Annotated in this window: 8 protein-coding genes and 5 tRNA genes; 6 read left to right on the forward strand and 7 right to left on the reverse strand. The window is 65.0% G+C overall.

Annotation, left to right across the window (positions count from 1 at the left end; translation table 11 throughout):
* Positions 1 to 27: 27 nt before the first annotated feature.
* The 7 genes from D7T59_RS02230 to D7T59_RS02260 all read right to left on the reverse strand — a co-directional run bounded on the left by D7T59_RS02230 (position 28) and on the right by D7T59_RS02260 (position 9470).
* Positions 28 to 930 (reverse strand): cation diffusion facilitator family transporter, encoded by a 903-nt coding sequence (locus tag D7T59_RS02230; RefSeq protein ID WP_180851181.1) that lies wholly within the window; start codon positions 928 to 930, stop codon positions 28 to 30.
* 28 nt (positions 931 to 958) lie between these two features.
* Positions 959 to 3247 carry an Orn/Lys/Arg family decarboxylase gene (locus tag D7T59_RS02235; protein WP_180851182.1) on the reverse strand — a complete coding sequence of 763 codons (2289 nt, stop codon included), beginning with the start codon at positions 3245 to 3247 and terminating at the stop codon, positions 959 to 961.
* A gap of 20 nt (positions 3248 to 3267) precedes the next feature.
* Positions 3268 to 4620: an arginine/agmatine antiporter gene (adiC, locus tag D7T59_RS02240; RefSeq protein WP_180851183.1), complete on the reverse strand. Its 1353-nt coding sequence runs from the start codon at positions 4618 to 4620 to the stop codon at positions 3268 to 3270.
* A gap of 76 nt (positions 4621 to 4696) precedes the next feature.
* On the reverse strand, positions 4697 to 6130 hold the full coding sequence (locus D7T59_RS02245) for a DcaP family trimeric outer membrane transporter (RefSeq protein ID WP_180851184.1): 1434 nt from the start codon (positions 6128 to 6130) through the stop codon (positions 4697 to 4699).
* 514 nt (positions 6131 to 6644) lie between these two features.
* A complete protein-coding gene (gene dsbG, locus D7T59_RS02250) occupies positions 6645 to 7487 on the reverse strand; it encodes a thiol:disulfide interchange protein DsbG (RefSeq protein ID WP_164136447.1) in 843 nt (280 codons plus the stop codon).
* A 30-nt stretch (positions 7488 to 7517) separates the two neighbouring features.
* The gene (locus tag D7T59_RS02255) at positions 7518 to 8321 is read right to left on the reverse strand and encodes a TlpA disulfide reductase family protein (protein WP_164136446.1); all 804 of its coding nucleotides are present in this window, start codon (positions 8319 to 8321) and stop codon (positions 7518 to 7520) included.
* An 81-nt stretch (positions 8322 to 8402) separates the two neighbouring features.
* The gene (locus D7T59_RS02260; RefSeq protein WP_164136516.1) at positions 8403 to 9470 is read right to left on the reverse strand and encodes a GlxA family transcriptional regulator; all 1068 of its coding nucleotides are present in this window, start codon (positions 9468 to 9470) and stop codon (positions 8403 to 8405) included.
* 186 nt (positions 9471 to 9656) lie between these two features.
* Between D7T59_RS02260 and D7T59_RS02265 the strand changes: the two genes are divergently transcribed.
* From D7T59_RS02265 to D7T59_RS02290, 6 genes are all read left to right on the forward strand, one after another.
* The gene (locus tag D7T59_RS02265) at positions 9657 to 10055 is read left to right on the forward strand and encodes a heavy metal-responsive transcriptional regulator (protein WP_180851185.1); all 399 of its coding nucleotides are present in this window, start codon (positions 9657 to 9659) and stop codon (positions 10053 to 10055) included.
* 103 nt (positions 10056 to 10158) lie between these two features.
* Positions 10159 to 10234 (forward strand) — tRNA-Ala (locus tag D7T59_RS02270).
* A 47-nt stretch (positions 10235 to 10281) separates the two neighbouring features.
* Positions 10282 to 10357: transfer RNA gene (locus tag D7T59_RS02275), tRNA-Glu, on the forward strand.
* Positions 10358 to 10402: 45 nt separating this feature from the next.
* Positions 10403 to 10478 (forward strand) — tRNA-Ala (locus D7T59_RS02280).
* 47 nt (positions 10479 to 10525) lie between these two features.
* Positions 10526 to 10601: transfer RNA gene (locus tag D7T59_RS02285), tRNA-Glu, on the forward strand.
* A gap of 183 nt (positions 10602 to 10784) precedes the next feature.
* Positions 10785 to 10860, forward strand: a tRNA-Ala gene (locus D7T59_RS02290).
* The last annotated feature ends 1 nt before the right edge of the window (position 10861 follow it).

Raw genomic sequence — 10861 nt, forward strand, 5'->3', positions numbered from 1 at the left:
CGTGGCGGCCGGGCCAAAGAAGCAGGGCTACGTCCACGCCGGGTCGGCGGTGAAATCGATGGTCAGCCAGAACGTGCTGCCACGTGCATCCAGGCGTACCGCGATCTCGTCGCGCATCGCATCGACCTCGCCCACCGAACCCAGCGGCGTCGTCGGCTCAGCCAGCACATGGATCTCGATGAACCGCATGCGCCCCATCTTCGCCACATGGCTGGTGAATCCGGCATAGCCGTGCTCGGCCACGAACGCCTGCATCACCTGCTGCACGCGCCGGTCCAGATCATCCGGGGCCACCTGCAGCACCTCGCGCATGGCTTTCCAGGCGCTGCGCGCCGGCACCGGCAGCACCGCCAGGCTGATCAACGCCAGCACGATCGAATCAAGGTACGGCACCCAGTGGTGCCACTCGCCGCCGTGCAACGCCAGCGCCAGCACGAAAGCCAGCACCACCGCCAGGCTCATCAGCCCGCCCAGCAGCCAGCCATGCACGTCCAGCCACAGCAACGCCGAGCGCAGGCGCCGCGCACGCTGCGCGACGAACGCGGCCATCGCCAGGTTGCTGGCACTCAGCAATGCCGCCCACCACAGCGCAGGCCCGAACTTCACCTCGTGCCCACCCGTGGTCAAACCGATCACCGCGTTGGCCAACGCATAGACGCAGGCCAACGACAGGATCACCCCGCCGAGTGCCTCGACCATCGGCTCCAGGTGCCAGTAGCCATACTGGAAGCGCGGGCTCTGTTCCCGCGCCACCAGTCGCAGCACCGACAATGACACCAGGGTCAAGGCAACGTCGACCAGGCTGTACACGCCGTCGAACAGGATGGCCTGCGATCCCACCAGCAGGCCACCGCTGAAACCGACCGCGCTGACCGCGATGGTGACCCCGATCGAGAACTTCAGGATGCGTTGCTCGCGCGCGGTATCCATCGTTCGCCGAAGGGCCGACCGTCGCCGGTCAGGCCTTCAGCACCTCCACCTTGTACGAGGTCACATCGCCGTCGTGCTCGATGATCAGCCCATGCACGTCCGACTCGAAGCCCGGGAAGCGGGCATTCTGCTCGCGGGCGATGCGTAGCGACTGGATGATCGGCTCGTCGCTGTCGCCGAAACGCTCGCCCGGCATGATGGTGGGAATGCCCGGCGGGTACGGAACCAGCATGGTCGCCGCGACGCGGCCACTGAGCTGCTCGATGTCGACCCGCTCGATCTCGCCCTTGACCAGGTGGTTGTAGGCATCGGCCGGGGTCATCACCGGCGTCGGCAGGTCCACGTACATCTCGCGCATCACCTTGGCCACCGAGAACTCCTGGTTGAACGCATGCAGCGCGTCGCACAGGTCGCGCAGGCCCCAGCCGGCGTAGGCATTGGGATAGTCGGCCGCCAGCGACGGCAGCGCCTGGCTCAGCGGCGCATTGCGGTCGTACAGTTCCTTGAATGCCATCAGTTCGGTGACCAGCGTGCTCCACTTGCCCTTGGTGATGCCCATCGAGAACAGGAACAGCACCGAGTACAGGTTGGTCTTCTCTACGGTGATGCCGCGGCCCCACAGGAACTTGCTCAGCACTGCCGCCGGGATGCCCAGCTTGCCCATGCTGCCGTCCATCGCCAGGCCCGGGGTCAGCAGGGTCACCTTGATCGGGTCGATCAGCACATAGTCATCAACCAGGTTCTCGAAGCCATGCCAGTGCGCATCCGGCTGCAGGTACCACTCCTCGCGCTTGGCCACCAGCGGTGCCGGCGTATCGCCCTTGTCCAGGCTGCGCTCGACCTTGGTGGGCTGCCACACGCTGAACCACCAGTCGTCGCGGCCGAGGTCGTCACGCACGTGCAGCATCGCGCGGCGGAACGCGATCGCCTCGTCATGCATTTCCTGCACCAGCGAACGGCCGGCGTCGCCCTCCATCATCTTCGAGGCCACATCACAGGCCGCGATCACCCCGTAATGCGGGCTGGTCGAGGTGTGCATCATGAACGACTCGTTGAAGCGCTCGGCATCCAGGTCGCGCTGCGCCGAGTTGCGCACGTGGATCATCGAAGCCTGCGAGAACGCGGCCAGCAGCTTGTGCGTGGAATGCGTGGTGAAGATGATCGCATCCTGCTCGCGCGGCTTGCCCTTGGCCATGCCGTAGTGGTTCTCGTAGAACGGATGGAACGCGGCATAGGCGTACCAGGCTTCATCGAAGTGCAGGAAGTCGACCGCGCTGCCGATCTCGTCGGCGATTTTCTCGGCGTTGTAGCACAGGCCATCGTAGGTGGAATTGGTCACCACTGCGATGCGCGGCTTGGAGCCGGCCTGGTAGGCCTTGCTGGCCAGCGGGTTGGCGGCGATGCGCTGCTGCAGCGACTCGGGCGTGAACTGGTCCAGGCTGATCGGGCCGATGATGCCGTGCGCGTTGCGGCTGGGGGTGAAGTACACCGGCACCGCGCCGGTCATAATCAGCGCGTGCAGCAGCGACTTGTGGCAGTTGCGGTCGACGAACACCACGTCGCCGCGGGCCACCGTGCCGTGCCAGACGATCTTGTTGGCGGTGGAAGTGCCGTTGGTGACGAAGAACGTATGGTCGGCACCGAAGTTGCGCGCCGCCTCTTCCTCGGCGTCCTTGATCGGGCCGGTGTGGTCAAGCAGCGAGCCCAGCTCCGGCACCGAGATCGACAGATCGCTGCGCAGGGTGTTCTCGCCGTAGAACTGATGGAATGCACGGCCGACCGGCGACTTGGTGAAGGCCACGCCGCCGGCGTGGCCCGGCGTGTGCCAGGAGTAGTTCGACTCGGCCGCATGGTGGATCAGCGCCTTGAAGAACGGCGGCAGCAGGTTCTTCATGTAGTCTTCGGCCGCGCGCATCACCTGCCGCGAGATGAAGCTCTTGGTGTCTTCGAACAGGAAGATGAAGCCGTGGATGTACTTGAGCAGCTTGCTCGGCACCTTCTCGATGGTGCGGCGCTCGCCGTACAGGAACACCGGCAGGTTGGCGCGGCGCGCGCTCTGCTCGCGCAGGAAGGCGGTCAGGCGCTGGAACTCGCCATCCACCTCTTCGCTGCCATCGATCGAGATCAGCACCGCCGAGGCCGCCACGTAGGTGCGGGCACCGGCGCGGGCATCATCCAGGTTCAGGCCGCACAGCACGCGCTGGTCGTTGCTGCGCAGCTCTTCCACCAGGGCGCGGATCAGGATGCCACCGATGCGCGGCGACTCGTAGTCGTTGTCGATGACAATGACCGGGTAGTCCAGGGACTTGAAGTACACGTTGATTCTCCTTGTCGAACTCAGGAATGCTGGGCGCCGGCGCTGATGGCCGATGCCTCGCGGGCGCGCTGCCGCTGCTGGCGGCGCTCCTCGCTGAAGAAGGGATAGAACACGGTGATGAACAGCACGAACAGGAAGGCGTACTGCACGATGGTTCCCGACGAGCCGTAGATCGCCCACAGGCAGTACACGACGGTCAGGCTGGTCAGGGTCCAGAACGCGCCGGTATGGATGATCGTGTGCGAGCGCTCGACCACGAAGTAGCAGGCCACGCACGAGTAGATGTAGGGCAGCAGGGTCAGCACCACCGCCGCCGACGTGATCACGTCGAACTGCGCCGATGCGGTTTCCGAGGTGGAGGTGACCAGCACCGCCAGGGTCATCAGCACGGCCACGATCAACACGCCCTTGACCGGCACGTCATCCTTGTTGGTCTTGCTGAAGATGCTCGGGAACAGGCCATCATCGGACGCCGCCTTGGCACTCTGTGCGGTCAGCAGGATCCAGCCACCCAGCGAACCGGCAGCACCGATGAAAGCACACAGGCTGACCAGCGCACCGCCCCAGCCACCCACTGCCTTGGCCGCGGCCAGCGCGAACGGCGCATCGGAGGTCTGCAGTTCGCCATTGGGCACCATGCCCATGATCACCGAGGAGCTGGCAATGTAGGCGATCGCGGCCAGGAACACGCCGGCGAGGGTGGCACGGGCCACGTTCTTTTCCGGGTTCTCGACCACACCTGCGGTCACCGAGGCCGACTCGACACCGATGAAGGCCCACAGGGTCAGTGCTGCAGCGCTGGAGATCGCGCCGAAGTTGGATTCGCCGGACACGTTGTAGGCGCCCTTGAAGATGTCGGCATCGAAGAAGAACCAGCCGAAGATCGCGATACCCAGGATCGGCACCAGCGCGAAGCTGGTGGTGACCGTCTGCACGCGGCTGACGAAGGCCGGACCGATCATGTTGGCGAAGCTCAGCGCCCACACCAGCACCAGCACCGCGATGCAGCGCACCAGCGGCTCGGACAGGATCGGGAAGAAGTAGCTGAAGTAGCCGACCGCCGCAATCGGGATGGCGACGTTGCCGATCCAGTTGGCGAACCAGTAGATGGTGTTGGTCTGGAAGCCCATGTAGGGTCCGAACCAGTCACGCGCATAGGCATAGGGACCACCCGCCTTGGGTGCCAGCTTGCCCAGCTTGGCGAACACGAAGGCCAGCAGCAGCGCGCCCGCGGTGGTGATCAGCCAGCCCCAGATCGAGGCGGTGCCGATCTTGGCCAGGCTGGATGGCAGCAGGAACACGCCTGAGCCCATCATGTTGCCGGCGACGAGGAAGGTGGCTCCGACCACCCCGATTTTCTTTGCTTCTGCCATGACAATCTCCTGTACTGGCATGAGCCCGGTGCGGCCGGGCGTGGGGACGGTTGCGCTGGCGTAACGCCGCTGGCGCTTACTTGATGAAGTTGTATTGCAGGCTGCCCTGCACCCGGACCGTGTCGCCGCGCGCGCCGCTCTGCTGTTCCAGGCGGCCGTACAGCAGCTCCATGCCCATCGTCCACGAAGGCGCCGGGCTCCAGATCAGGTTGAACACGCCGTAGCGGCTCTGCCGGAACGCGTCGGCCGCCAGTGCCGCGTTCCGCTCCAGGGTCAGCTGGCCGAAGATCAGGTTCGAACGCCACAGCTCGGACCAGTAATGGGTGTAACCCACGAAACCGCCGTGCAGGTCCAGCGCATCCAGGCGCCCATCGGCACCGACCACCGCGTCCAGCCCGGAGCCGGTCAGGTCGGCGGTGTAACGGCTGAGGCCGCGTCCGCCGAGTGCACCGAACAGCAGCAGGTCGCGCTCGCCCACCGAGGCCGAGCCACTCAGCTGCAGGCCACCGGCCATGCGCCGGTCGCGCTCGCCATCGCCGTCGTAGGCCAGGCTGCGCGCCACCGCGCCCAGCTGCAGATGGCCCCAGTCACGCTCCATGCGCGCGGTCACGGTCACATCCGGCAGACGGTTCACCGCAGCCCGCTCATCGCTGGCACCGGCCAGTTCGGTCTTCGGGTCTTCGGCCGCCACGGTCAGGGTGTTGCCCTTTCCCATCGCGAAGCTGTGGTGGATGCCGGCCACCAGCAGATAGCCGGCACCGCCCGGCCCTGCGAAGTCCAGTGTGTCAGGCAGGCTGTCCGGGTCCATGAAGCTGGAGTAGCCATAACCGGCATAGGTATTACCGAGCTGGCCATAGGCATGGCGCAGGCGGAACTCGTAGCCGTCACTGCTGCCGAAGAAGTCGTTCTCCAGGTAGAAGCGCAGGTTGCCGTGCGTGGTCGGACGCCGCGCCTCGAAGCTGAAGCGGGTCTGCTTGGCGTGGATGTTGAAGTTGGAGACATCGCGGTGGCTGCCGCCGACCGGCATCGACGAGGGAATGAACTGATCCTCGTCGCCGGCCGCACGCGAATCGGCGATGGCATCCAGCTTGGCGTAGCCGCCGATGCGGATCACCGTATCGGTGCCGGGAATGGCAAAGAACCCCTTCAGATCGGGATCGGTCGGGCCTGCCGCACTGTCCGGTCGCGATGCGGCAGTGGACGGATCAGCGACCGAGTCGCGCTGCGGCAGCACCGGCTGCGCCACACCCGGCACCTGGGTGCGATGGATCACGTCGGAAGGGGCGGCGGAGGCAATCGGCGCCGTTGCAGGCACGGCTGTTGCCTGCGCAGGCGCAGCATCGCGCTGCTCCAGCCGGTCCAACCGTTGCTGCATGCCTTCCAGCGCCTGGCGCATTGCGGCAATCTCACGCCGCAATGCCTGCGCATCCTCCGCGTCACCCTGTTGGGCGTACGCCGGCGTGATCGCCAGTACACCCAGACACGCCAGACTCAGTACCGCCAAACGCATTGCATCCTCCCCGGACGAACACTCGCATCACGGTTCCGGAGCGCACGCATGCGCCGCCCTGGCTTCGCGTTGCCGTTGCTGGAAATGCGGGTACTGCGCCGACGACATCGGCCAGCCTGCGCGTGGCAGGCAACAGGACGATGACACTGTCCCGCCCGCACCCATGTCGACTCCATCAAGGCCGCGCTGCCAGAGAGGTGGCGACCGCAGCGGTCTGGGTAACAAGCAGGGAGTGAGAGTGTCGTGAATGGCTGTGCCGACCTGCCCGGATCCGGGCAGCCGCGGCGCGGCATCCATGGCGCGTTGACGCTGTATTCCATGCGTCAAAGGCTAGTCCGTTTGTCGTTTTTGGCCTTGATTGGAATCAAGGCACGATGCTTGATCTCAGTCACGATTCAGACGTGACGACGAACAGACAATGCGCAAGCGGTTGTGTTCGCCTGGGGTACGGAACGCAACAGGCCCGCATGTCCACCATGCGGGCCTGTGGTCTACATCATCATGCAGGCATGGATCAACGCGGACCGAGCACCGTCTGCAGGTCATCGCCCTGCGGCAATCCGGCCCGGCGCTGCACCTGGCCCTGTGCATCCTGGAACAGGATACCCGGGGTGCCCTGGAACCCCATCTCCAGCATCAATACCTGGTTGGCATCGAGCTTGCCGGCGATCTCGCGGCTGATGCTCGGCAGCGCCTTGATGCCGCCACGGTCGAACTGGTGCTCGTTCTCCAGCAGCGCCGCGCTCGGATCACGTGCGGCGAGGATGGCTGCGGCCTTGGCCGGGCTGTCCTCGCGGATCACACCCACCATGATGTGGCGCAGCTGCACCTTGCCGGCGTCGACCCACGGACGGGCCGCCTCCCAGAACCTGTGGCAATACGGGCAGTTGGCGTCACTGAAGGTATAGACCACGCGCGGCGCGTCGGCCTTGCCGTCACGCACCCAGGCGCTGGCTTCGAGCTTGGTCCACATTTTGGCCGACATCGGTGCGGCGACCAGCTTTTCGACCGCTTCGGCAGCCACATCATTGCCTTCGGCATCGAACAGGCTGCCCACCAGTACGTGCTTTCCATCGGCAGTGACATAAGCCGCTGCAGGCTGCTGACCACCCACCACACCAGCGAAACCGCGCAGGCCACCGGGCGCATCGAATTCGGCAACGACCTCGAAGCCGTGCTTCTCGATGCCTTTCAGCACTGCAGGGCGGTCACCCTTGGCGGCAGAGGCCGCAGCACTCGTCGCCGGTGCCGTGGCGGCCTTGCCCGGCGGCGTCTGTGCCTGGCTGCAGGCGGCCAATGCCAGCATGACCGGCAGCAACAGCACCGCCGGGGCGGTGCGCAGGGAAGTCGACAACATGGGAGCTCCGTAGTGAGATGCCCGCGCAGGCTACCGCAGCCGGCGCAGTTTGTGTTCAAGGCCGGCCGCGGTCAGCTCGCCCAGGTGCAGTTCACGCAGGCGCCCATCGGCATCGAAGAAGAGTGTCGAAGGATAGGCCTGTACTCCCAGCACTGTTGAAGCAGCCGCTTCTTCGTCCAGCAATACGTTGCCCAGCATCAGTCGCTCACCGGCAAGAAAACCCTGGACCTCATCCAGGGTTTCGCCCTGATTGAGGAATACGAACTGCACGTTGCCATGTGCCTGCTGTGCCGCTGCGAGCACCGGCATCTCCCGTCGGCAGGGGCCGCACCATGTGGCCCACAGGTTCATCACCACCGGCCTGCCCCGGAACTGCTGCAGGTCAACCGTTCCGCCCTGCAGGTCCGCGACCTGCAGCGTTGGCAATGGCATCTGCCGCGCCTGCCAGGCCGACAGCAGCTGACCCCCAGCGGCCCAGAGCAGCACTCCCACCAGTGCGCTCGTCAGTACCGGTGCACGCAACTGACGCCACGGCCGCAGACGCCATAGTCCCCACGCCAGCCCGGCCACCAGCACCACCATCAGGTGATAGCCGCCATCGGTGACCTGCAGAATGCTCCAGGGCTCCGATCGATAGAGCGCGAAATTCAGCACAACAAAACTGATACGACCACACAACAGGCCGATCAGCAGCATGTCCAGCACCATGCTTGCTGCAGACGGCAGCGGCATTCCTACTTCCTTGCGCGGCCAAAGACGGGCAACGATCATGGCCAGCAACGTGCACATGAGGATCAACACCACCGGCATCGGTACCGGTCCAACACTCGACATCAGCCCACCTGTTCAAGTTCCACTTGCCTGCATGGTCAAAGCGACAGGCCCAGGTTGCAAGCGCTCGCCCGCCGCCCGGCGTCAGGCCGCGCTCCGCCCCAACTGCAAGCCGGGGGGCGTCTGCAGGCCGCGAAGACTTCCGGCCACTGACGGCATCAACGGTCGCTCCCGCCGCTTGCAGTTGACGTGGCGACGATAGTTGGCCGGTGTCATGCCCACGATGCGAAGGAACAGACGCCGGAACGCGCTCTGATCAGCGTAGCCCACCCCCCAGGCCACCTCCTCGATGCCTGCGCCCTGCTGCAGCAGGGTCTGCGCCTTGGCAATGCGCAGCCGTTGGCAGTATTCGATCGGCCGCAGACCGGTGGCTCGGAGGAAGCGCCGCTGCAAGGTACGTGGCTCCAATCCGGAAACCTCGCAGATTGCGGCCAGAGTGGCCCCTCTTGCCGCAGTGGTATGCAGCCAGCGCTGGGCCTTCAGTACATCGCGGTCACCGTGGGCGAAGTTGGCACTGAAACGCTCAAGATCCTGCTGGATCCCTGCGGGCACGACGATCCCGAGCTGTTGCGCGACCGCACTCGCCACGCCCTGCCCGTGCAGCCGGTACAGCAGACGCAGCCCGAGGAAACGCCAGGCCTGCGATCCGCCAACGGTCAGCAGATCACCATCGTCGACCAGCGCCCGCTCACTGGGCACCCAGCTCACCGCCTGCGCCTGCAACCCTGGATGTCGCCCCAGATCGGGGCCGCTGACCGTTCTTCCGGCCAGCAGTCCCGCGCGGGCCAGTACACCGACCCCGTCGCTGGCAGCAGCCAGCAGGCTGCCACCGTCATAGTGGGCCCGCAACCAGTCCAGCAGGACCTCCTCGGCGCGCAGACAGGCGCCAGGGCTGATCTGACCGGGAACCGCGATGACCGCAGGAATGGCGGCGTCAAGCATTTCAGCACCTGCGATGCGATGCACACCGGTCTGGCTGGCGGGCACGATCCAGCGGGTGACAAGCACACGCTTGTACGGCCGGCGCTGCTGTTGGGCCAGGCGGTTGGCGACGTGGGCCATTTCGGCCAGTACCGAGGCGGCGGAGGGGTCCCCTCCCGGGTATTCCACCACTGCAACCTCGACGAATGCTTCGTTCCTGACTCCCTCCACAGACCACCTCCTCGGTTCGTTGCAGGCCATCGAACGGCCGGTTCAGGCGAAGGGTAGGAACGGCCCATCTGCGGGGCTATGAAGAAAGTTGCAAAGTGGGCTGAATACGCGCGCCAGGCTGAAGCCTTGACTCTCGACCAGACTCCAGCCTTCACAATGGTCGGCAGCATCCGCAGGGAAACTGCCATGAACATTGGACAACTGGCCCGTCAGGCGGGCGTTCCGATCGATACGGTCCGCTATTACGAGCGGCAGCAGCTGCTGCCGACAGCGGCGCGCTCGGCTGGCGGCTACCGCATCTTCGGCGAGCCGGACCTGCGCCGGTTGCGCTTCATCCGCCGCGCCAAGGCGCTGGGCTTCAGCCTCGAGGAAATCGGCGAACTGCTGGCGCTCAGCGATCACCACCGGCAGGACATGGGAAGCGTGCGCGACACCGCCCAGGCCCGCCTGCAGGACATTGCACAACGGATGGCGGAACTGCAGCGCATGCATACCGCGCTTTCACAGCTTGTCGATGCATGCCCTGGTCATGGCACCCTCGACCAATGCCCGATCCTGGCCGCGCTGACCGATGGCAACGCCTAGACATCCCATGCGCAGATCGGCATTGCAACGCACGTGAAGAAAAGTGCAACAAATGCTTGCCAACCCCCTGGGGCAAGGCTATTATTTCGCTCCTCAGCGACGTGGGGCCATAGCTCAGCTGGGAGAGCGCCTGCATGGCATGCAGGAGGTCAGCGGTTCGATCCCGCTTGGCTCCACCAYTTCGRCATTAGGCCGTCGAARSWTCTACAACTTGAAGTTTTCGTGCGTCCCCATCGTCTAGAGGCCTAGGACATCACCCTTTCACGGTGGCGACCGGGGTTCGAATCCCCGTGGGGACGCCAGTTTCAAAACGGACTCTGCTCCCGGCAGATCATCCGGAGTTTCATGGGGCCATAGCTCAGCTGGGAGAGCGCCTGCATGGCATGCAGGAGGTCAGCGGTTCGATCCCGCTTGGCTCCACCACTTCGACATTAGGCCGTCGAAGCATCTACAACTTGAAGTTTTCGTGCGTCCCCATCGTCTAGAGGCCTAGGACATCACCCTTTCACGGTGGCGACCGGGGTTCGAATCCCCGTGGGGACGCCACTCATCACGAACAACGAGGACCCGGCCGATAACCGGGTCTTTTTGTTCACCGCCTACCGGCATTCAGGTTGTGGCGTTGCGGTTCCCCTGCCCTCGTGGCTGCGGTTGAACCGGAACGAAAAAAGTTGAAAAAAAGCTTCCACAAACGTGAACACGCAGGTATGATAGGCGGCTCGGTAACACGGGGCCATAGCTCAGCTGGGAGAGCGCCTGCATGGCATGCAGGAGGTCAGCGGTTCGATCCCGCTTGGCTCCACCAC

The sequence above is a fragment of the Stenotrophomonas maltophilia genome, from assembly GCF_013464915.1.
Lineage (GTDB): Bacteria > Pseudomonadota > Gammaproteobacteria > Xanthomonadales > Xanthomonadaceae > Stenotrophomonas > Stenotrophomonas maltophilia_AT.

Bases quoted from the DNA above. Each gene is read 5' to 3' on its own strand.
- D7T59_RS02230 (WP_180851181.1), bottom strand. From the start codon at position 930: ATGGATACCGCGCGCGAGCAACGCATCCTGAAGTTCTCGATCGGGGTC.
- D7T59_RS02265 (WP_180851185.1), top strand. From the start codon at position 9,657: ATGAACATTGGACAACTGGCCCGTCAGGCGGGCGTTCCGATCGATACG.
- D7T59_RS02255 (WP_164136446.1), bottom strand. From the start codon at position 8,321: ATGTCGAGTGTTGGACCGGTACCGATGCCGGTGGTGTTGATCCTCATG.
- dsbG (WP_164136447.1), bottom strand. From the start codon at position 7,487: ATGTTGTCGACTTCCCTGCGCACCGCCCCGGCGGTGCTGTTGCTGCCG.
- adiC (WP_180851183.1), bottom strand. From the start codon at position 4,620: ATGGCAGAAGCAAAGAAAATCGGGGTGGTCGGAGCCACCTTCCTCGTC.
- D7T59_RS02245 (WP_180851184.1), bottom strand. From the start codon at position 6,130: ATGCGTTTGGCGGTACTGAGTCTGGCGTGTCTGGGTGTACTGGCGATC.